Source organism: Methylococcus sp. EFPC2 (genome assembly GCF_016925495.1).
In the GTDB taxonomy this organism is placed as follows: Bacteria; Pseudomonadota; Gammaproteobacteria; order Methylococcales; family Methylococcaceae; genus EFPC2.
Genome location: NZ_CP070491.1, coordinates 1,110,584 through 1,130,728 on the forward strand (window position 1 = coordinate 1,110,584; position 20,145 = coordinate 1,130,728).

The window sequence follows — 20,145 nt, forward strand, 5'->3', positions numbered from 1 at the left end:
CCCAAATCAGGGAAGAAACATGATCAGTACCGTCTACGCCGCGCTCGCGGCCCTGCTCATCGTCTGGTTGTCTCTTCGGGTCATCAAACTGCGCCGTATCAAGAGTATTCGCCTCGGTGATGGTGATGACGCCGAACTCAAGGGCGCGATCCGGGCTCAAGGCAACGCCACCGAATATCTGCCCATCTCGCTGATCCTGCTCTTTTTCCTGGAATTCAACGGCGGGCATGTGGCCCTTGTACATCTCGGCGGCATCGCGCTGCTCGCAGGCCGAATCTCGCACGCCAGAGGTTTGCTGACCGAAAACCTACGCTACCGGATAGCGGGCATGCAGGTGACGATTTTTACCCTGATCGGCCTGGCATTCGCCGATCTCGGCTATGTCCTGAGCAATGCCATACGGGCGCATACCTGAGTTGCCCCTCGGCGGGAGCGGGCCTTAGCCCACGAAGATCGCGGACTGAAAGCCGCTCTTGCAGACGGGGTGTCTGAACGGCGTCGATGAGCATCCCGATCAGGCAGGCGGCGCTTCCGCCATGAGGACGTCCCGTAGGGTATGGTCCTCCAGCGTCCTGGCCGGGCTTTCGTCCAAGGCGCCCAATAAATCCGTGAGCATTCCCGGTTCCACGCGGTCCACGGCCAATGTCGGGCTGTCGCCTGCGGAGCGTATGGCCTGGACGATGTCGCGCAGCAGGATCTGATCGGTGTCGCGCGCCGGGACATAGGCTTTCACCTCGCCATCGAGCGTCACCAAGAGGCCACTACGCTTCAGACACTCCAGCAGTTCCGCGACCGGTTCCCAGGGCAGGTTCAATTCTTCAGCGAGGACTTGCAGGATGCAGGCGGCCTCGCCGTGGGCGTGGTGCCGTCCGATCGAAACCATGAGCAACAGGCCGAGTCGCTCCTGCGTTTGGATGCTCAGATGCGGGCGCCGGCTGCCGTAGCCGAGGTAGCGTGGATGCTGGACATGAAAGGCGACGACGGCGCCGAACAGCAGGATGAGCCAACTGATATACAGCCATATCATGGAGAGCAGGATGACGGCGAAGCCCGAGTAGATGGCGCTGTACTGGGCGGAATCGGCCATGAAACGGGTGAACAGCCAGCCGGTGGCCTTCCAGGTCAGGCCGGCGAACAGCCCGCCGACCAGCGCGGGGCGCAATTTCACCGGGGTGTTGGGAATGAAGGAATACGCGAAGGTGAACGCTGCGACCACCAGCAGGTAAGGCAGGATGTTTCCGGCCAGGTAATAGGCGGTGCCGAAGGGCTCCAATGCGATGAGGTCTTGCACGATGGCCGCGTTTCTCATCGAGGCCGCGATGCCCACGGCGGAAAACAGCAGCACCGGGCCGATCAGGACGATACTGAGGTAGTCGCTGAAGCGGCGATAAAGGGAGCGCGGCTTGGCGATACGCCAGATGTGATTGAAGCAGTCTTCCACCTGCTCCAGCAGCGAGACGACGGTGTAAAACAGCATTAGGAAGCCGAGGAAACCGAGCACGCCGACCTGGATGTTTTCGACGAAGGCGATGATGTTGGCCGTGAGCTCCCCGGCTTTGGGCCCCAGCGGGGCCAGCGCCTGGAGGAGCAGGGGCTGTATCTGGTTATGCACGCCGAACCCCTTGAGGATGGAGAAACTCACAGCCAGCACCGGCGCCAGCGAGAGCAGGGTGGTGTACACCAGGCTCATCGCCCGATGCTTGAGCCCGCCTTCGTCGAACTCGCGCATCAGGACGTGCAGCCATTTTTTCAGACTGTGCAGCACGCCACGAATTCGTGCCTCGGGGAAGGAGTAAGCGCGCTTCGATGACTCCGCCATGGTTTAGGGCGCGGGACTGGCGGGCTGTCCAGGCCGGTTGGCGAGCGATTCCAGCCACGCCCCGATTTCGCCGGCCGCCTGGTCCACCGCAGTAGAGAAGGCTTGCACCGCACCTTGCGCGTCCGGGCTGGACGTGGAGAGGGCAAAATCGAAGCGGCGTTCCGCAACGAATTCCCCATGCTCGAGCGACTCGGCCCTGGCGACAATACCCAGGACGATGCGGGCGCGGTCCGGCGTATCGAAAACCTGTTCGAATTCCCTGAGGCGGATGCGCAAACGATAAGGCCGACCTGCGCCGGCCGCTGCCAGCCGTTGCGCCAGCAGGTCCGGCGGTGGCGCCAGCCAGCGGTTGTCGGCGTAGAAGCGTACCCGGGTGGGGTCGGCGTAGAGCAGCCGATAATGGATGCGCGGATCTTTCAGCCAGTCCGGCGCTTCCACCGCGACGGACGTGACGGGCATCCCGGTTTGTGCGGATGTCGGGCCGAAGTCGTGAAGCGCCGGTGCCGGGTGACGGGAGAGAGGACTGCATCCGACGACGGCCGCGCTCAGCAGCATTGCGAAAATGGCCGAAGATTTCATTGGGGCTCCCGATAACCGGCTTCGCCGGGGCCGGGCTCTTCCGGAGCCGCTCCCCGCAACAGCGATTGCGGATCCTCGTCCAACTGGGTGGACAGGCGTTTCACGCGGGTCGCGGCGGACTGCATTTCTTCCAGCAGGGTGTCGAGACGCGGCAGGGTGTGCTTGCTCAGCGCATCGCCGGCTGTCCTGCCCGTCGCGACCAGGCCGCGCGCATCCTCCGTCAATTCGCTCATGCGCCGCGACAATGTCTTGATGTCGCCGGTCAAGCCGTCGATGCGCGCCAGGGTCTTGCGTGCGTCGGCGCTCACCGCCGGCACTTCGGCCAGCGCGCGGTCCAGGCGGTCTTCCAGGGTGATCAGCCGGGCCGATGCGCTTCCCAGATTGGCTGCGATCTGCTGCAGCCGGTCGCGGTTTTCCTGGTTGAACAATTCGTTGAAATGGATGAGGAGTTGTTGCGCCTGGCCCAACAGATCCTCCCCGGTGCCGGCGAGCTGATCCAGCAGGGAAGGGTGCATGGGTATCACGGCGGGCTCTTTCTCGCGGGTCGGCAGCGCTTCGGCGTCGCCCGGCGCGTTGTCCAGTTCCACCTGGGCCAGGCCGGTGAGGGCCTGGACCCTGAGTTTGGCGTAGGTATGGTCGGTGATGGGCAAGCCCTTATTCAAATGGGTGAACACCCGGATGTTTTGCGGGTCGGCGGGATCGATTTCTATGCCCGACACCTTGCCGGCCTCCACACCGCGGAAATAGACGGTCGATTCGGGACGCAAACCGGAAACCGCATAGCGGGTGGTCACCACATAGGTGTCGTATTCGTTGCCCACGTTGCCCAGCCAGATGCCGATCAGCACCAGCGCGGTGCCCAGGACCACCACGAACAGGCCGGCCAGCAGAGCATGGCTTTCCCTACCCATGGCGGTCCGCTCCCTCGAGCACACGCAATGCGCGCTTGCCGTGCAGGAAGCTGCGGGCAAACGGGTGCTCGCAGGCCATGACCGTCGCCAGATCGCCGTAAGCGATCAGACGCTGGTCGGCCAACAAGGCGATTTCGCTACACAAATCGTTCAAGACATGCAGATCGTGGGTAATCATGACCACGGTAAATCCCAGTTGCCGGTGCAGTTCACCCAGCAGGTTGACGAATTCCTCGCTCAAAACGGGGTCGAGGCCGGAGGTCGGCTCGTCCAGAAAAAGCAACTCCGGCTCCAGGATCAGGGCGCGGGCGAGGGCGGCGCGGCGCACCATGCCGCCGGAAAGCTCGGCCGGCATCAGCGTAGCATCTTCTGCCCTGAGGCCCACCATGGTCAGCTTCAAAAGCACGAGCTGGCGGATCGCGTCTTCGTCCAGGCAACGCAATTCGCGCAAGGGGAAGGCGATGTTGTCGAAAACGCTCAAGGCGCTGAACAAGGCCCCGTTTTGAAACAGCATCCCGCAGCGGTTACGCAATTGCTGGCGGCGCTCTTCGGTGAGTTCAAGCAAAGGTTCGCCGAACAGAAAGACCTGGCCTTCGCTGGGTATCTGCAAGCCTATCATTTCGCGCATGAGTACGGTCTTGCCGCTGCCGGATACGCCGGCCAGCCCGAGGATTTCCCCCGGATTCAAGACCAGGCTGATGTCGCTGTGCACCACATGCTCGCCGAAGCGGGTCCAGACGTGCTCCAGGCGGATGACGGGTTCGCTCATGGCATGCCCACGCCGCGGAAGAGGATGGCGAAGACCGCGTCGCTGAGTATCACCAAGGTGATGGCCGCGACCACCGAATTGGTGGTTTCGTTGCCCAGGCTCTCCGTGTCCGGCTTGATGCGCAGGCCGAAATGGCAGGCCACGAGGGCGATAAGCAGCCCGAACACGGCGCCCTTGGCCAGGCCGATCACATAATTGGCAACCGGCACGGCCCCCGGCAGTTTCAGGATGAATTGCAGATAGCTGATGTCCATCTCCACCCGCGCGGAGATCGCCCCGCCCAACAGGGCGATGATGTCGGTCCATACCACCAGCAGTGGCAGGGCGAGCACCAGGGCGACCACCTTGGGCAGGATCAGCCGCAGCGAGCGGGAAATGCCCATCGCTTCCAGGGCGTCCAGCTCCTGCGTCACGCGCATCACGCCCAGCCGGGCGGTCATCGCCGAGCCCGAGCGCCCGGCCACCAGGATGGCGGCTAGCAGCGGCCCCAGCTCACGGATGATGCTCATGCCCAAGATGTTGACGATGTAGATCTGCGCGCCCAGCGTCTGCAATTGCAGCGAGGACAGATAGCTGACCACGATGCCGATCAGAAAGCCGACCAGGGCGGTGATGCCCAGCGCGCGGCCGCCGGTCTCGTGGATGTGGGAGGAGATCTCACGCCAGGGGATGTCCGACGGATGGCGTATCAGATGGAATAGGTCCAGCAAGAGCTGACCGAGCAGGATGACCGCGCCGAGCAGATGATCGAACCCGCGTTTCAGGGCGCCGAGGAGACGTTGCGGAAGCGGCGGGTAGGGGCGCGGTGGCGGCAGCTCGCGGATGGTGCGGTTTTCCAGCCTTTCGAACAAGAGCGCCTGTTCCGGCGAGATGTGCACATTCGTCGGTAGCCGCTCGCCCCAGGCACGCCACAGCAGGTAGGCGCCGGCGCTGTCGAGGGTCGATGTCTCGCGCAAGTCCCAAAGTAAGCTTTCTTCTCCCGCAAAAGAAGCCAACTTGCGCGCCAGATAGGGCGCCACGGCTAATCCGCGCAGATTCCACGGGCCCTTAAGAAGCAAGCGCCGATCTGATGCGGCAACAACTCGGTCGATTAAGGGTTCCGTCAGGTTGACGGAGTGCCGATGGGTCATGGGCAGAATCCCGGTTGATACACTGAGTGGCTGATCGTCGCATTAGCAGAACGAAGAAAAATATCCCCTATATTCTGCTTCCCCATCGCCGGAAAATATTTTCAAGCCGAAATCCGACGGGTTCGTAGGCATTCTTGCTCCTTGCTAGCCCGTTCTTGGGGCTCGAATTACCCCGGCTCTTTACGGGCGGCTCAGGGTAGATCTCGGCATCAGGCCGCCTGAACCTAACGCTTGAGCTTTGTTAGCCGTAACAGGCTAATGAGCGACGCGAGGTTGTAAGCAGTAAAACGGAACAGCACTTGGCCGAACACTTTGGCGAAACCACGCTGGCGCAGTTTTGCGCACTACTGACAGTCTTGCTCCAGCCAACGGCGTCTTCGGTCGTCTTACGACACCTTAAGTTCAGCTAATAGGCCCCCGGCAGGTCGCCTGTCGACGGCGCTGCCGTTCTTCTTGCACCGTCCCGCGGATTGACGCTTCGGTCTTTCAAAGTTAATCGTAAAAGCCGCCTGATTGTAGCCCTTGTCGGCACCGACCGTGCCTCGGACGGTACAACTGTTGGCAATTGTATGGGTGGGGCAGAGCACCTTGGCCTCGGTGGATTCGCATTTTTTGTGAAGCCGCGCTTCCGGGTAAGTTTTGCGTCATGCGTTGAACTCAATTGATAGGGAGTCCAGCGCGGCATCGACTGACAGCCGCAGCTTATGCAGAGGAGGAATTTCTTAGTATCCGCCCCTCTAGGCTGATGTAACTGAACCAACAGCTTTAGTAACGTCTTCTACGGAAGAGCCTTAAAAAGTAGATGAGGTATTTTACTGGTATAACTCCGGCTCCATAACATGCTGACTTATTGCAACAGCCCAAGAAAAGTGACACGATGATTTATAGAGTAGAGTCCAAGATTTTATATGTGTTTATGAGATTCAATTACTCGCACGAACAGTGCTTGCTTGACTACTAATAATCCTTGGTGCATGTGGAGTGGCATACGTTATTTTTGTACCAAATAAACGTATCTCTAATTGTTTGGCGGCGAATCATAAAATGTTAATTTCAATCACGCGTTAAAATTACGAAGGAGTCATGGCGATGGTGCGACTTATGACTACAGCTTTATACGTTGCAGTACTGCTGCCTTTTAATAATTCGGAGGCGGCGGTGATAATTCCGACGGGGGGAGCCATTTCTGCAAATTTATCTACTGTTCCGATCAATTCAGGATATGGAAATTACACTGTGACTGGTACGTATCAGTTTGCCGCAGTTGACGCCGAACATTACCCAATACCAGAGCTCGTATCGAGAGATCTTTCAAGACTTTCGAGCGAAATTCGCCCAAGCTTTATCTTGGTCACAGGTCGCGCTGATGGTGCTTCGTTTTTCACTGCTCCTCCGTCCTACGAAAGCTATATTCTCGGTAGCGCGCATGCAGAAATCGGCTTCGATTTAACTGCGACGAGTTCGGTCAGGTTCACTTGGTCAGGTAATATAGGAGAAGATAGCGACGCGTCCATTGCTGTTTTTAAAAAAAATTTCACAGAGGGTATAGAGTTAGAATGTATAAAATTTTATAGCAACGCATCCTGCGGAATCAATGGCGGAGATAAGTATTTAGGTCCGTCGTCAGGCACTTTGGCGCTTCCTGCTGGGAATTATCAGTTTGTCGCAGATGTAAGTGCTGGTCATGGCATGGGATTAAATTTTCCAGGAGAGTTTTCTTTTCAGCTTGCTATCGTTCCTATCCCTGCAAGTATCTGGCTGTTTGGAATGTGTTCGATTGGTCTCTATGGCCTTTCGAGATATAGACGCTCAAATGTTCCGGACAAATCTGATTAAAAAATAGGCACCAGTAGCTAGGCTGTGCTTGTTTAGTCAGTTCTTGAAACAATTAGGAGTAGTATGATAGTAGCAATACCGCTCGACAGGCGTGGAGTTATGTTAAATAATGGAGGTATAAATGAACGTTCAAAAAGATGTGTTTTATCAGTTTGCTTACAGGGCGTCATCGCTTCGCGCATGGTTCATGCGCTGGATTTCCGCTGGGGGGGTTGCCATTGTTTTGTGTGCAGCGCCGACTGCCTATGCCGCAATTATACCTACTAGCGTGTCTTTCAATGGTCCGTTTCATGGCTATGGGTCTTACTCTGAAACTACATTGATTAGGGATAAGGTGTCAGGGTTTGTAAATGAAGAATTTACTTTCAATGATAACGCCGAGGTAGGGCGAACTGAGCAAAATATCCTTTATTCGCCCTTGAGTATTTCTATCGTGGCTCGGGCGCTCGGTTATGGCTATTTCAGTTATACCGAACCGCGTTTAGATAGCGTGTTTGAAACCTGGTCGCAACCTTCGGTGCGGGGAACGACCTCTTTTACGCTCGACAGCCCAGGTTTGTTCGACCTGTCCTGGCGCGTGGGAGGGGCAGCGTCGTGGTCGCCCATCAATGCTTATTTGCTTATTAGGGACGCTACCGGACATGCTATGGTTGCTTGTAACGGGTATGGTACTGGGGAGTGCGATAATACCCTTGACCCGAATGATGTATACGACGGTATCCAATTTATTTCTCCGCCCGGCGCAGCAGACCTCCGCATGGCATTACCAGCAGGTGCCTATGAGTTGCTCTACGGTGTAGCGAGTGATCATGGGGCGGGTGTTACGGTTGGATCCAACTTCTCCTTTTCCATGACGGCGGTACCGATACCGCAAACGATAGGATTACTATTGTCAGGATTGCTGTTTCCATCGGTGTTGACAAGGCGTAGATGTAAAATGCCGAAGTGAAAGCAGCGATATTTCTGCCCAAGTTTTCAAAAGACTCTGTTGTGGTTAAACTATAAGTTTTATTCGGGAAACGTTGCTTCGTTGGGTTTATCTCGGACGTTGCGTTCAGCATAAAGCTGGTTAATAGAGTGGGCTCCGATCCAACTGGATTTGGATGGGTGGTCTGGTCACCACTTTTATAAGCTTGCTAAATCGCCGAGGAGGCCCCGGCTAGACCTATTAGTAGACCCTGGCGCCGCCATTTGAGCAGAGTCAGGGATGAAAAGTCCTTGGAGGGACTTCCCCGGGGTAATGTGCTGGAATCTTAAAAGTACCGTCCAGGTTTTTAGGGCACATCGAAAAACCGCGGTTTTCATGGAAGTCGGGCTGAAATTACCAGCCCGACTTCCTCAACATTCAGTGGAGATTCCCTTTGGGGTTGTCGCCCGATTTGCCGCTCATTGGGGGCTTTTCGGGGAAGGCATGGCCTTAAACGGCCGTCACACCTGCCTGTTTTAGGTAAACCAGCCGTTTCAGATTGTAGCTCGCGGCCATTAGGGTCGTCGCGAAGTTGGCCCGTGCCTGATAGATGGTACGAATGAACTTGCCGCCCATTTGGGCAATGGCGGCAAACGGGTGCTCGACCTGCGCACGGACCTGGGAAATTCTCCGGTTGCGCTGCTTCTGACATTCCGAAAGAGGGTGATCGCGCTGGCCCTTGCTGTGGATGTGGTTACGAGAGCCGGCAACCAGCTTCCTTGAGCTGGGCTTCCCGCTCCGCACTCGGGTAACCCGTGTCTGCATGGACATCCCGGCTGGTATTACTGGCGTTCAACACGGTTTCGAAATCCTGGCCGTCATGGGTGGCGGCGGTGCCGGTCTCGATCTTACGGATGAGCTTGTGGCGCTTGTTCACGTTGAAGGAGAGCTTGTAGCCGTGGTGGCTCTTAGCATGTTTCTGGGCCCAGGTTGGCTCCAGGTCCTTATGCCGGCGCTTCGCCGGGCTCCAATCTGCCGGCATGGCGTTTTGCTTGAGCTGCATACCTTATCGTCTTTGTTGAACTGCTACTTCAGCGCAGGGACCAGGGTGGCATCCATGATGCGACCGCCGCGGGCGATGTAGCTGCGTTTGAGCAACTGCCGTTCGATCCCGTCGAACAGCGCTTATGAGCCGGCCTCCCCGATACGGTTCTCGAACGTTCACACTGTGGTGTGGTCGGAATACTGGCCGACTCGCTCAGGCCACAGAAACGCTGGTAACTCATCCGGTCCAGCAGTTGGTATTCCGTCTTTATCGTCCGAAAGGTCGTTGACCCGCTTGAGAAACAGGATACGTACCATGGTCTCGGTGGGAAACGGCGGGCGGCCACCTTGCGGGCTTACCGGGGGGCCACCGGATCCACTGCCGCGGCGAAGGCGGCAAAGTCGATGTGGGTCTCTAAGGCCAACAACGGATCGCCCATCCGGTCGATCTGCTCTTTGCGCAGGTGAAGTAGTGTCGTGAGTCAAGCAGCATAGCGATAGCCGATGTACAGGAAGAATTGTGCGCCGAAGATCAGGTTGGCCAGCAACAGATGGGCGGGCTGCACGAAGGCGGGGAAGCCCAGCCGGTCCAGGGTGACGCCGGTGAGAATGGCGGTGACCACCAGCGCCGCGACGATGAGCGCGAAACGGAAGATCAGCGTGTCGCGGGCGACATGCTTCACCACCTTCCAGGCCAGCCAGAGATTGGTGAACAGGATGATGGAAGAAAACGAGCGATGCACGTAGAAGATGATGGGGAAGTGCTCGCGCCAAATCGAACGTTCGCCTTCGAATTGACCGGCAATCACATCTACCGCTTCGCGAATTTGTGTACCCATTGCGATCTGGATCAGGGTCATGCCCAGGGCGGCCAGCAGGACGGTCTTGAATCGAGGCGGCAGCCCGCGGGTATCGACGCCGATCAGGGATTCCCTCTGCGAGCGGGCGATCGTGTAGATCAGCAGGCAGACGAGGACGAAGGCTATGACCATATGGGCGGTGATCATGGCCGGCCTGAGATTGCTGGCGACCACCGCCGAGCCCAGCCAGCCCTGGAAGCCGATCAGCAGGAACACGGATAAGGACAGCCAGAATATCGCGCGGTCGGATTTCAGAAAGATGCGCGACCGCAGCAGGGTCAGGAATACCAGGATGCCGGTGGTGGCGCCGATCAGCCGGTTGCCGTATTCGGTCCAGGTTTTTACGGGATTGAAATCGGTGTTGGCATAGCCGCGCGCCGCATAGATGGCGTGGTAATCGGCCGGCAACTGGGACTCACTGGTGGGCGGGATCAGTTGGCCGAAGCAGGTCGGCCAGTCGGGGCAGCCCATGCCGGCGCCGGAGGCCCGCACGATGCTGCCGGCCAGGATGACGAGATAGACGGCGGCGAGGGTCAGGATGGCCAGGCGGCGGAAACGGAGGCTGGCATTCGGGTCGGTCATGGCGGTTCCGGGCGTATCGAGTGAGTGACCGCAAAGCATACCATTCGCCGGATAGGGCTTGAACGGCGCCGGATACGCCGGGACAATGCCGGACTTTCCCGTCCGCTTTGCCGCGGACCTTGTCACAGCCGCATGACCGACTCTTCCAACCCCGCCCTCCAGATACTCCGCACCGTATTCGGTTACGAGCGCTTCCGCGGCCTGCAGGCGGACATCATCGAACAGGTCGCGAGCGGCGGCGATGCGCTGGTGCTGATGCCGACCGGCGGCGGCAAGTCGCTTTGCTACCAGATTCCGGCCTTGCTGCGGCCCGGCACCGCCGTGGTGATTTCGCCCCTCATCGCCTTGATGCAGGATCAGGTCAGCGCATTGCTCCAGTTGGGTGTGAAGGCCGCCTTTCTCAATTCTTCGCTCGGTCTGGACGAACAGCGCGAGGTGGAAAACCGCTTCATGGCCGGCGAACTGGATCTGCTCTACGTCGCCCCCGAACGCCTGCTGACCGAGCGTTTCCTGAGCCGGCTGGACCGGGCCAGGGTCAGCCTGTTCGCCATCGACGAGGCGCATTGCGTATCTCAATGGGGCCACGATTTCCGCGCCGATTACTGGCAGCTTTCGCTGCTGCACGAGCGTTTCCCCCAGGTCCCCCGCATCGCGCTCACCGCCACCGCCGACGAGCGCACCCGGCAGGAAATCGCCGAACGCCTGGGGCTGCAGGAGGCTAGTCAATACTGCGGTGGTTTCGACCGGCCCAACATCCGTTATGCGATTACGCTCAAGCATAACGCCCGCCAGCAATTGCTGGACTTCATCCGCCGCGAGCACGACGGCGATGCCGGTATCGTCTATTGCCTGTCGCGCAAGAAAGTGGAAGAAACCGCGGAATGGCTCGGCAGCAAGGGGCTCACCGCCTTGCCTTATCATGCCGGGTTGCCGTCGGAGGTAAAGCAGCGCAATCAGCACCGTTTCCTGCAGGAGGAGGGCGTCATCGTGGTGGCGACCATCGCCTTCGGCATGGGCATAGACAAGCCCAACGTGCGCTTCGTAGCCCATCTGGACCTGCCCAGCAGCATCGAGGCCTATTATCAGGAAACCGGCCGCGCCGGGCGCGACGGGCTGCCGGCCGACGCCTGGATGGTCTATGGTCTGCAAGATGTCATCACCCGGCGGGGCATGGTGGAATCGTCCGAGGCGGACGAATTACACAAGCAGGTGGAACGCCACAAGCTGGACGCCACGCTGGGTTATTGCGAACTCACCTCCTGCCGGCGCCAGACGCTGCTGGGCTATTTCGGCGATGTGCTGGATGAGCCTTGCGGCAACTGCGACAACTGTCTGCAACCGGTGCAGACCTGGGACGCCACCGAGGCGGCGCGCAAGGCCTTGTCCTGCGTGTTTCGCACCGGCCAGCGCTTCGGCGCGCGTCATCTCATCGAGGTGCTGCAGGGCAAGTCCAATGAGAAGGTCCTCAGCTATGGCCATGACAAGCTCAGCACCTTCGGCATCGGCAAGGAACTGAAGGAGACCCAGTGGCTGTCGGTATTTCGCCAACTCGTCACCCAAGGATTTCTCCAGGTGGACTGGGAGGCGCACGGCGCTTTGCGGCTGGCGGAATCCTGTCGGCCCATACTGCGCGGTGAGCGCTCCCTGCATCTGCGCCTGGACGCCGAGGCGCCGGTCAAATCCCCGCGCGAGGCTCGGCGCGGGGCCGTCCGCTTTGCCGATCCGGCCGACGAAGCCCTGTTCCAGGCCTTGCGGGCATTGCGCAAACGATTGGCCGACGATCAGGACGTGCCGCCCTATGTCATCCTGCATGATGCGGTCCTGATGGAAATGGTCCAGCGCCGCCCGCGTGATCATAGGCAACTGGGGCACATACCCGGCATAGGCGAGCGCAAGCTGGCCTTGTACGGCGACGAGTTTCTCGCCGTGATAGCGGAGCATGAGGGGCAGGGCGGCAGCGGGGAAACCCAGGATACGGCGACTGCCGAAGAAAGCCTGGACCTGTTCCGGCTAGGCTTGCGCGTGGAACAGATCGCGGCGCGGCGTGGACTGAAGCCGACCACGGTCTATGGCCATCTGACCCACGCCATCGCCCGCGGTCAGGCCGATGCGGCTGAGGTGGCCAGATTGAGCCGGGACGAGGCCCGAAAGATAGAAGCGGCCTGGCGCGCCCTGCCTGAAGAACAGAAGATGGCGCTCAAGCCCCTGTACGAGGCCTTGAACGGTCAGTACGACTACGACCGGCTGCGTTGTTTACGCGCAGCCTGGTTAAGTGAGCCCATGAGCTAGGCGAGCGAAGGCGCGGCAGATGCGTTTAAGCGGGTCTGCCGCGTAGAAGCGTCATTTTTCCTCGCCGCCGACGAAGCGGTAAGCGTAAGCGCCCACCACCGCGCCGACGATGGGCGCGAACCAGAACAGCCAAAGCTGGGCGACGGCCCAGTCGCCGACGAACAAGGCCACGCCGGTACTGCGGGCGGGATTCACCGAGGTGTTGGTGACCGGAATGCTGATCAGATGGATGAGCGTGAGGCCCAGACCGATGGCGATGGGCGCGAAGCCGGCGGGCGCGCGTCTGTCGGTGGCTCCGAGGATGATGATCAGGAAGAACGCGGTCAACACGACTTCGGTGACCAGGGCGGCCAGCAGCGAATAATGGCCGGGCGAATGCTCGCCGTAGCCGTTGGAGGCGAAACCCTTGGCGACGTCGAATCCCTCCGCGCCGCTGGCTATGACATAGAGCACGCCGGCGGCGGCGATCGCCCCCACGACCTGGGCGGCGATGTAGGGAGCGAGTTTGCTCGCGGGAAAACGTCCTCCGGCCCACAAGCCTATGGATACGGCGGGGTTGAAATGGGCACCGGAAATGTGCCCGAAGGCGTAGGCCTGAGTGAGCACGGTCAGGCCGAAGGCCAGTGCTACGCCGTGCAAGCCGATGCCGACCTGCGGGAATGCGGCGGCGAGCACCGCGCTGCCGCAACCGCCCAGAACCAACCAGAACGTACCCAGAAATTCAGCGCTGTACTGTTTCATCGTCTCGTCTCCTTGGTCTTTATTGTTAAGAACATTGGAAGCACAAGAGCCTGACGGCATACTCGACTAGCGCCGAGCAGTTCTTGGCGTGTGTTCGCACCACGCTTGTGAACCGGGCTCTCGCGTGCCGGCAAAAGGGCACGATCCGTAATGTCAATCTTTTGGCGCGCGATGTAAATAGGGCGATGTTCGGTGGAGCACCCGGGCCGGCGCGGAGTTTGCCCTGACGGCTTCGTGCGCGATGTTCAGATCCCGCTTTTCACGTCCCAACCGCAGCTCCGGCCTTGATTCTGCTGCGCCAGATAGCTCATCAGCGGCTGGAAATATTCGATGATGGCCGAGGCATCCATTTGGCGGCTGCCGGTGAGTTTTTCCAAGGTATCCTGCCAAGGCTGCGAGCCGCCCGCCGCCAGCATCGCCTGGAATTTCTCACCGGCTGCCTTGTTGCCGTAGATGTCGCACTGCGCCAGCGGCCCGTGGTGGCCAGCCGCCTCGCACAGCGCCTTGTGGAATTGGAACTGCAGCACAAAAGCCAGGAAATAACGCGTGTAAGGCGTGTTGCCGGCCACGTGGTATTTGGCTCCGGGATCGAAGTCCTCGGGGCCGCGGGCGACCGGCGCGGCCACACCCTGGTATTTCTCGCGCAGGGCCCACCAGGCTTTGTTGTATTGCTCGGGCCGGATTTCGCCGGAAAACACTTTCCAGCGCCATTGGTCCACCAGTTTGCCCCAAGGCAGAAACACGATCTTGTCCAAGGCCAGCTTCATCTGCGAATTGATGAGGGCGCGCTCATCCGTCCGGGCCTCCTTCACCAGGCCGATCTTTTGCAGATGGGCCGGCGTCAGCGATAGCGTCACGGTGTCGCCGATGGCTTCATGGAAACCGTCGTGCGCGCCGCGCTGGAACAAAGGCGTCTGATCCTTGTAGGCGAGATAATAAAAGATGTGGCCGAGCTCATGGTGGATGGTGGTGAGCTGCGCTTCGGTCGGCTCGATGCATTGCTTGATGCGCACGTCCGCCGTGTTCAGATCCAGATCCCAGGCGCTGGCATGGCATTGCACGTCGCGGTCGCGCGGCCGCACCAGCAAGGATTTTTTCCAGAAACTGTCCGGCAGATGGGGCAGGCCTAACGAGGTATAAAAGTCCTCGGCGATGTGCGTCATCTTTTCCGCCACCACGCCATCCGCGGCGTGCGCCATGTCGGATTGCTCGATGGCGCTCGGCTTGCCTTTGTAGGCCTTGAGCCGCTGCTGATAGTCCGCATCGCGCAAGGCTTTCAGACTGCTCGATATGTCGGTGTTCGCCACGCTTTTATACGGCTCCAGCAGCGGATAGAGATGGCCCCATTGCTGCGCCCACATATTGCCGAGCAAATGCGCCGGTATCGGTCCGTGCTCGGGTACCACGTCGTCGCCGTATTTTTCGTTGAGCTTGGCGCGGACGGTGCAGTGCAACTGTTCGTACAGCGGCTGCACCTGGGACCAGAGACGCTCGACTTCGCGGTCGAATTCGGCGGGCGTCATGTCGTAACCGCCCCGCCATAACTCGCCGGTATCGGCAAAACCGATCTCTTTCGCGCCTTCGTTCATCAGCTCGACGAAACGCCGGTAATCCGCGCGTATGGGCTTGGCGGTGGCATGCCAGCCGCTCCAGGCTGTGGCGATTTCCTTCGGACTGTGCGAAAAATCGCTGTTGTCGATGATTTTTTCGATTTCCTGCAAAGTCAGGCAGCGGGCGTTATCTGACTTGTCCGGGGCGCACCACTTGGCCGAACCGTAATTGGCCTCCATTTTTGTGGCGATCTTGGCCAATTCCGCGCGTTTGGCCGCATCCTTGGGCGCGGGCATGGACGAGCCCAGCTTGATGAGCAGCAGGGAGCGCGCGGTGTCAGGCGCAAGCCCCGTGACCGAGTTATACCGTTTGGCTTCTTCGATGTTGCGGCTGTCGAACGCCAAGCCCTCTTCGGTGGCCGCGGCCGACAGGCGTTGGGTGTCTTCGGTGATATAGGTTGCTGCCACCCAGCCCGCGGCGTTCCACAAGGGCCGCTTGGTCAGCAGTTCGGCATTGACTGTCTTGATGAACTGGTCGGCGCTTGCCGCCGTCACCTGCGCGTGATCCTGTTTGCCGCAGGCGATGAGGCCGCAAGCGAGTATTAGCGCACCGGCTGTCGAAATACGCATGTTCTGCTCCTGAAGGGTTCTATACCGCATCGTCCGCCGTTTGGCCAAGTTGGCCTATTCGCGGCCATTCATCGGCATGCGGACGTCGCTGCCGAGTGCCTATGATCGAATCGCGCGGAATGCTGCGAGGTGTTTGGGCCGAAGCTTATCCGGCCGCCATGAGCGCAACAAGTGTTCGATTTATTGGTCCATAGTGTTAGCGTATCTGGTGCCTGCGGCGCCGGTTCTAGTCGCCTGGCGCGAGAGTGCGGGCGGGTTTCGATGACGCGGTTTTTTCGTCGTTTCGAGGAGGTGTGAGATGAACGCTTTTACATCCCGTTCTTCGACAGTGCCGGAACATGATTTGAGCGGGGAGAAAAAAATCGTGACGACGGTGTATGCCTTGCAGGCAGCCTCTTTCCTGCTGGGTTTCACCTATTTCATAGGGATATTGATCAATTATCTGCAGCGGCCCGTAGTCGCCGGCACCTGGCTGGAATCGCATTTCCAGTGGCAGATCAACACGTTCTGGTACAGCCTGCTGTGGGGTTTCGTCGGCGGCTTCACCCTATTCTGGGGCGTCGGCTATTTCATCGTGATCGCTGACGTGATCTGGATGATTTACCGCATCGCGCAGGGCTGGTCCAACCTTGCCCGCGACCAGCCCATGTATCAGGCGGGCGGGCCTTTTCAAAGCTGAATGAAAAACGGGCGCCTGGGCGCCCGTTTTCCTCTGTCGCATCGATCCGGAATCAGAGATGGTAGGCCGTCTCGCCGTGTTCGCGGATGTCCAGTCCTTCGCGCTCGGATTCTTCCGGCACCCTAAGGCCTATGGTGACGTCCACGATCTTGTAGGCGACCAGCGAGACGATGCTGGTCCAGACGATGGTGACGCCGACGCCCCAAGCCTGGCTGGTGACCTGGGCCAATATGTCGAATTCGCCGACCGCATTGGCTACATAGTCGTAGACTCCGGTGCCGCCCAGGGCAGGGGAGGCGAACACGCCGGTCCCCAGGGCGCCCAATATCCCGCCGACGCCATGTACGCCGAATACGTCCAGCGAATCGTCGTAACCCAGCTTGTTTTTCAGGACGGAAACCGCCCAGAAACACAGGGCGCCGGCGATGAGGCCGAGCGCGATGGAACCCATGGGACCGACGAAACCGCAGGCCGGCGTGATGGCCACGAGGCCGGCGATGGCCCCGGACGCGGCGCCCAGCATCGAGGGCTTGCCGCGGGCCAGCCATTCGGCGGCGACCCAGGACAAGGTCGCGGCGGCCGTGGCGAGCAGGGTGTTGGCGAACACCAGGGCGGCGACGCCGTTGGCTTCCAGATTGGAGCCCACGTTGAAGCCGAACCAGCCCACCCACAGCAGGGATGCGCCGACCATGGTCAAAGTCACGCTGTGCGGTTTCAAGACCTCGCGGCCGTAACCGATGCGTTTGCCGATCAGCAGAGCGCCGATCAGGCCGGCGATGCCCGCGTTGATGTGCACCACGGTGCCGCCGGCGAAGTCCAAAGCGCCTTTCTGGAAGATGAAGCCCGCGGTGGCGCCCGCCGCGGCACCCGCCTCGGCGCTGGTATAAGCATCGGGACCGGCCCAATACCAGACCATGTGGGCTATCGGCAGGTAAGCGAAGGTGAACCACAACACGATGAAGGCCAATACGGCCGAGAATTTGACCCGCTCGGCAAACGCACCGACGATCAGCGCCGGAGTGATGCCTGCGAAAGTGAGCTGGAACACGATATAGATGTATTCCGGCACCACGACGCCTTTGCTGAAGGTGGCCGCCACCGATTCGGGCGTCACGCCTTTCAGGAAAATCTTGCTGAGGCCGCCGAAAAAGGCGCTGCCTTCGGTGAAGGCCAGGCTGTAGCCATAGACCGCCCACAGCACGGCGGTCAGGGCGAAGATCACGAAGACCTGCATCAACACCGACAGCATGTTCTTGGAACGCACCATGCCGCCGTAGAACAAGGCCAGGCCGGGTATGATCATCAGGATCACCAGCACGGTCGCGACGATCATCCAGGCGACATCGCCCTTGTTGGGGACGGGCGCCGCGGCTTGTTCGGCCGCCGCGAGTCCGCTGAAACTGGTCAGCATCAAGCTCAATGCAAAGTGTTTTAGGGATTTCATCAGGGGCTCCTCAGAGTGCTTCAGGTCCGGTTTCGCCGGTACGGATACGTATCACCTGTTCCAAATTGGTGACGAAGATCTTGCCGTCGCCGATCTTGCCGGTGTTGGCCGCTTTCACGATGGCGTCGATGACGGCATCGAGTTGGGTATCGGTTACCGCGACTTCTAGTTTCACTTTGGGCAGGAAGTCGACGACATATTCGGCGCCGCGATAAAGTTCGGTATGCCCTTTCTGCCGGCCGAAGCCCTTGACTTCGGTCACGGTGATGCCGGAGACGCCCAGTTCCGACAGGGCTTCGCGGACATCGTCCAGCTTGAAGGGCTTGAGTATGGCGGTCACTAATTTCATTGCAGGGTCCTCTTCCGGAATAGGTGAAGTTGAAACGACTCGTATCCCAAAGAGCAGAAGCTGTGCCAGCGTTTCCTAGCGCCCATAAACCGTGGTTTGTAAGGATACAAGCCGCGATCCGACCGAGAATTTCGCCCCATCGGAGTGCGCTTAATATACGCTGCACCAACTCGGCGCGAATTCGGAGAATGGACGTCGAGGTCGGCGTTCGGCTATCCTGTTCGCATGATCGACAAATTCAATCTCGACGAAATCACCCGCCACCTGAGCGCCGCCGTCCCTCCCGGATTGAGCGGGCTGGGAGCCGATCTCGAAAAAACTTTCCGCGGCATACTCCAAGCCGGATTCGAAAAAATGGACTTGGTAAGCCGGGAAGAATTCGAGGTGCAGCGCGCCGTGCTGACCAAAACCCGCGCCAAGCTGGAACAACTCGAAACCCGGGTTGCCGAACTGGAAAAGCGCCTCTCGGGCGAATAGTTCTCCGGCGGGCAGGATGCCATGACGCTCGCGGTCGTTTACAGCCGGGCCCGGCAAGGCATCGATGCCCCGCTGGTGACGGTGGAAGTGCACATCAGCAACGGGCTACCGGCCCTCTCCATCGTTGGCTTGCCTGAAACGGCGGTGAAGGAAAGCAAGGACCGCGTACGGGGTGCATTGCTCAACTGCCAATTCGAATTTCCAGCCCAGCGCATCACCGTCAATCTGGCGCCGGCGGATCTGCCCAAGGAGGGCGGGCGTTTCGACCTGGCCGTCGCCCTCGGCATACTCGCCGCTTCGGGACAGCTCAGCCCAAAATCCCTGGAGTCGGTCGAAGTGCTCGGCGAATTGTCGCTGGGTGGTGAAATCCGACCCGTCACCGGTGCCCTGCCGGTTGCCATGCAGGCGCGTGAGGCCGGCCGCGGTTTGATTCTGCCCCGCGCCAATGCGGGGGAGGCGAGACTCGTCGAGGGCACGGAGATTATTCCCGCGGGCCATCTGCTGGAAATCTGCGCTCATCTCAATGGCCAGAAGGCCATCGTTTTCGAGCCCGACACGTCCGGTTTCGATTCCCCCACTTCGGTAGAACTGCCCGATTTCGCCGACGTCCATGGCCATTATCAGGCCAAGCGCGCGCTGGAAATTGCCGCCGCCGGACGCCATAACCTCCTCATGCTGGGCCCGCCGGGGACCGGCAAATCCATGCTCGCCTCGCGCCTGCCCGGCATACTTCCTCCACTGACCGACCAGGAGGCTTTGGAGCGCGCGGCCGTGACTTCCGTCAGCGATCTGAGTTTCGACCCCCGATTGTTCCGGCAACCGCCGTTTCGCTCGCCGCACCATTCCGCATCGGCGCCGGCTTTGGTCGGAGGTGGAGGCAATCCACGCCCCGGCGAGGTTTCGCTGGCCCACCATGGCGTGCTGTTTCTGGACGAATTGCCGGAATTCGACCGCAAGGTGCTCGAAGTCTTGCGGGAGCCGCTGGAAACCGGCGTCATCACCATCTCCCGTGCCGCCCGCCAGGCGGATTTCCCCGCCCGCTTCCAGTTGATCGCGGCGATGAATCCCTGTCCCTGCGGTTATCTGGGCGACGCTTCGGGTCGCTGCCATTGCACGTCCGAACAGGTGCAGCGCTATCGGGCCCGGATTTCGGGGCCCTTGCTGGATCGTATCGACATGCATCTCGAAGTGCCGCGGGTTTCCCAGGAAATGCTGCGCGACGGCACGCCGGGCGGAGAGGAGTCCAGCGAAATGATACGTGCCCGTGTCGTCGAGGCGCGCAGCCGGGCCTTGGCACGAACCGGCCGCGCCAACGCTTGGCTGACGCCGCCGCTGATCAAGCAATATTGCCGGCTGGACGACGGTTGCCAGCGCGTTCTGGAGCAGGCCGTGAGCAAGCTTGGTCTTTCACACCGCGCCTACCACCGCATACTCAAAGTCGCCCGTACCATTGCCGACCTGGCCGGCGCCGAGGCGATAGCGCTGCCCCACTTGAGCGAGGCCATCGCCTATCGGCGCCTGGACCGGGCGCCCGTCCGATAATCCCGCC

General features: G+C 60.0%; 17 protein-coding genes and 1 pseudogene. 7 read left to right on the plus strand and 11 right to left on the minus strand.

Annotated features, from left to right (window positions below; all coding sequences use genetic code 11):
* Positions 1–19 precede the first annotated feature (19 nt).
* On the plus strand, positions 20–415 hold the full coding sequence (locus JWZ97_RS04840) for an MAPEG family protein (protein ID WP_205433683.1): 396 nt from the start codon (positions 20–22) through the stop codon (positions 413–415).
* Between the two features lie 99 nt (positions 416–514).
* Here JWZ97_RS04840 and JWZ97_RS04845 read toward each other — a convergent pair whose 3' ends face one another.
* The 5 genes from JWZ97_RS04845 to JWZ97_RS04865 form a co-directional block, all read right to left on the minus strand.
* The gene (locus tag JWZ97_RS04845; RefSeq protein ID WP_205433684.1) at positions 515–1,819 is read right to left on the minus strand and encodes a YhjD/YihY/BrkB family envelope integrity protein; all 1,305 of its coding nucleotides are present in this window, start codon (positions 1,817–1,819) and stop codon (positions 515–517) included.
* A 3-nt stretch (positions 1,820–1,822) separates the two neighbouring features.
* The gene (locus JWZ97_RS04850) at positions 1,823–2,278 is read right to left on the minus strand and encodes an ABC-type transport auxiliary lipoprotein family protein (RefSeq protein ID WP_205433685.1); all 456 of its coding nucleotides are present in this window, start codon (positions 2,276–2,278) and stop codon (positions 1,823–1,825) included.
* Positions 2,279–2,394: 116 nt separating this feature from the next.
* Positions 2,395–3,309 carry an MlaD family protein gene (locus JWZ97_RS04855; RefSeq protein WP_205433686.1) on the minus strand — a complete coding sequence of 305 codons (915 nt, stop codon included), beginning with the start codon at positions 3,307–3,309 and terminating at the stop codon, positions 2,395–2,397.
* Entirely contained in the window at positions 3,302–4,078 is a 777-nt protein-coding gene (locus tag JWZ97_RS04860; protein ID WP_205433687.1) for an ABC transporter ATP-binding protein, read from the minus strand. The genes JWZ97_RS04855 and JWZ97_RS04860 overlap by 8 nt, the downstream gene beginning before the upstream one ends.
* Positions 4,075–5,208 carry an ABC transporter permease gene (locus tag JWZ97_RS04865; RefSeq protein ID WP_205433688.1) on the minus strand — a complete coding sequence of 378 codons (1,134 nt, stop codon included), beginning with the start codon at positions 5,206–5,208 and terminating at the stop codon, positions 4,075–4,077. Before JWZ97_RS04865 ends, JWZ97_RS04860 begins: the two co-directional genes overlap by 4 nt.
* A gap of 1,101 nt (positions 5,209–6,309) precedes the next feature.
* Between JWZ97_RS04865 and JWZ97_RS04870 the strand changes: the two genes are divergently transcribed.
* Both JWZ97_RS04870 and JWZ97_RS04875 read left to right on the plus strand, forming a co-directional pair.
* Positions 6,310–7,044, plus strand: a complete 735-nt coding sequence (locus JWZ97_RS04870; RefSeq protein WP_205433689.1) for a hypothetical protein — start codon at positions 6,310–6,312, stop codon at positions 7,042–7,044.
* Between the two features lie 121 nt (positions 7,045–7,165).
* Positions 7,166–7,993 (plus strand): hypothetical protein, encoded by an 828-nt coding sequence (locus JWZ97_RS04875; protein ID WP_205433690.1) that lies wholly within the window; start codon positions 7,166–7,168, stop codon positions 7,991–7,993.
* 468 nt (positions 7,994–8,461) lie between these two features.
* Here the strand turns inward: JWZ97_RS04875 and JWZ97_RS04880 are convergent.
* Together JWZ97_RS04880 and JWZ97_RS04885 are read right to left on the minus strand one after the other, a co-directional pair.
* Positions 8,462–9,459 (minus strand): annotated as a pseudogene (locus JWZ97_RS04880) (IS5 family transposase).
* An 18-nt stretch (positions 9,460–9,477) separates the two neighbouring features.
* The gene (locus JWZ97_RS04885; protein WP_205433691.1) at positions 9,478–10,437 is read right to left on the minus strand and encodes a heme A synthase; all 960 of its coding nucleotides are present in this window, start codon (positions 10,435–10,437) and stop codon (positions 9,478–9,480) included.
* A 132-nt stretch (positions 10,438–10,569) separates the two neighbouring features.
* On the opposite strand from JWZ97_RS04885, the gene recQ reads away from it, so the two are divergent.
* Positions 10,570–12,726 (plus strand): DNA helicase RecQ, encoded by a 2,157-nt coding sequence (gene recQ, locus JWZ97_RS04890; protein WP_205433692.1) that lies wholly within the window; start codon positions 10,570–10,572, stop codon positions 12,724–12,726.
* Between the two features lie 51 nt (positions 12,727–12,777).
* On the opposite strand, the gene aqpZ is transcribed toward recQ, so the two are convergent.
* Positions 12,778–13,467, minus strand: coding sequence for an aquaporin Z (gene aqpZ / locus JWZ97_RS04895; protein ID WP_205433693.1), 690 nt, complete (start codon positions 13,465–13,467; stop codon positions 12,778–12,780).
* 245 nt (positions 13,468–13,712) lie between these two features.
* The gene (locus tag JWZ97_RS04900; RefSeq protein WP_205433694.1) at positions 13,713–15,647 is read right to left on the minus strand and encodes a M2 family metallopeptidase; all 1,935 of its coding nucleotides are present in this window, start codon (positions 15,645–15,647) and stop codon (positions 13,713–13,715) included.
* A 298-nt stretch (positions 15,648–15,945) separates the two neighbouring features.
* Between JWZ97_RS04900 and JWZ97_RS04905 the strand changes: the two genes are divergently transcribed.
* Positions 15,946–16,326 carry a hypothetical protein gene (locus JWZ97_RS04905; protein WP_205433695.1) on the plus strand — a complete coding sequence of 127 codons (381 nt, stop codon included), beginning with the start codon at positions 15,946–15,948 and terminating at the stop codon, positions 16,324–16,326.
* A 52-nt stretch (positions 16,327–16,378) separates the two neighbouring features.
* Here JWZ97_RS04905 and JWZ97_RS04910 read toward each other — a convergent pair whose 3' ends face one another.
* Positions 16,379–17,737 (minus strand): ammonium transporter, encoded by a 1,359-nt coding sequence (locus JWZ97_RS04910; protein ID WP_305799117.1) that lies wholly within the window; start codon positions 17,735–17,737, stop codon positions 16,379–16,381.
* 43 nt (positions 17,738–17,780) lie between these two features.
* Positions 17,781–18,119 (minus strand): P-II family nitrogen regulator, encoded by a 339-nt coding sequence (gene glnK, locus JWZ97_RS04915; RefSeq protein ID WP_205433697.1) that lies wholly within the window; start codon positions 18,117–18,119, stop codon positions 17,781–17,783.
* Positions 18,120–18,344: 225 nt separating this feature from the next.
* Here glnK and JWZ97_RS04920 point away from each other — a divergent pair, with 225 nt between their 5' ends.
* Both JWZ97_RS04920 and JWZ97_RS04925 read left to right on the plus strand, forming a co-directional pair.
* The gene (locus JWZ97_RS04920) at positions 18,345–18,596 is read left to right on the plus strand and encodes an accessory factor UbiK family protein (protein ID WP_205433698.1); all 252 of its coding nucleotides are present in this window, start codon (positions 18,345–18,347) and stop codon (positions 18,594–18,596) included.
* A 21-nt stretch (positions 18,597–18,617) separates the two neighbouring features.
* A complete protein-coding gene (locus JWZ97_RS04925) occupies positions 18,618–20,138 on the plus strand; it encodes a YifB family Mg chelatase-like AAA ATPase (RefSeq protein WP_205433699.1) in 1,521 nt (506 codons plus the stop codon).
* Positions 20,139–20,145: the final 7 nt, after the last annotated feature.

Bases quoted from the DNA above. Each gene is read 5' to 3' on its own strand.
- JWZ97_RS04875 (WP_205433690.1), top strand. From the start codon at position 7,166: ATGAACGTTCAAAAAGATGTGTTTTATCAGTTTGCTTACAGGGCGTCA.
- recQ (WP_205433692.1), top strand. From the start codon at position 10,570: ATGACCGACTCTTCCAACCCCGCCCTCCAGATACTCCGCACCGTATTC.
- JWZ97_RS04865 (WP_205433688.1), bottom strand. From the start codon at position 5,208: ATGACCCATCGGCACTCCGTCAACCTGACGGAACCCTTAATCGACCGA.
- aqpZ (WP_205433693.1), bottom strand. From the start codon at position 13,467: ATGAAACAGTACAGCGCTGAATTTCTGGGTACGTTCTGGTTGGTTCTG.
- JWZ97_RS04925 (WP_205433699.1), top strand. From the start codon at position 18,618: ATGACGCTCGCGGTCGTTTACAGCCGGGCCCGGCAAGGCATCGATGCC.
- JWZ97_RS04900 (WP_205433694.1), bottom strand. From the start codon at position 15,647: ATGCGTATTTCGACAGCCGGTGCGCTAATACTCGCTTGCGGCCTCATC.
- JWZ97_RS04920 (WP_205433698.1), top strand. From the start codon at position 18,345: ATGATCGACAAATTCAATCTCGACGAAATCACCCGCCACCTGAGCGCC.
- JWZ97_RS04840 (WP_205433683.1), top strand. From the start codon at position 20: ATGATCAGTACCGTCTACGCCGCGCTCGCGGCCCTGCTCATCGTCTGG.
- JWZ97_RS04885 (WP_205433691.1), bottom strand. From the start codon at position 10,437: ATGACCGACCCGAATGCCAGCCTCCGTTTCCGCCGCCTGGCCATCCTG.
- JWZ97_RS04850 (WP_205433685.1), bottom strand. From the start codon at position 2,278: ATGCCCGTCACGTCCGTCGCGGTGGAAGCGCCGGACTGGCTGAAAGAT.
- JWZ97_RS04845 (WP_205433684.1), bottom strand. From the start codon at position 1,819: ATGGCGGAGTCATCGAAGCGCGCTTACTCCTTCCCCGAGGCACGAATT.
- glnK (WP_205433697.1), bottom strand. From the start codon at position 18,119: ATGAAATTAGTGACCGCCATACTCAAGCCCTTCAAGCTGGACGATGTC.
- JWZ97_RS04910 (WP_305799117.1), bottom strand. From the start codon at position 17,737: ATGCTGACCAGTTTCAGCGGACTCGCGGCGGCCGAACAAGCCGCGGCG.
- JWZ97_RS04905 (WP_205433695.1), top strand. From the start codon at position 15,946: ATGAACGCTTTTACATCCCGTTCTTCGACAGTGCCGGAACATGATTTG.
- JWZ97_RS04855 (WP_205433686.1), bottom strand. From the start codon at position 3,309: ATGGGTAGGGAAAGCCATGCTCTGCTGGCCGGCCTGTTCGTGGTGGTC.
- JWZ97_RS04870 (WP_205433689.1), top strand. From the start codon at position 6,310: ATGACTACAGCTTTATACGTTGCAGTACTGCTGCCTTTTAATAATTCG.
- JWZ97_RS04860 (WP_205433687.1), bottom strand. From the start codon at position 4,078: ATGAGCGAACCCGTCATCCGCCTGGAGCACGTCTGGACCCGCTTCGGC.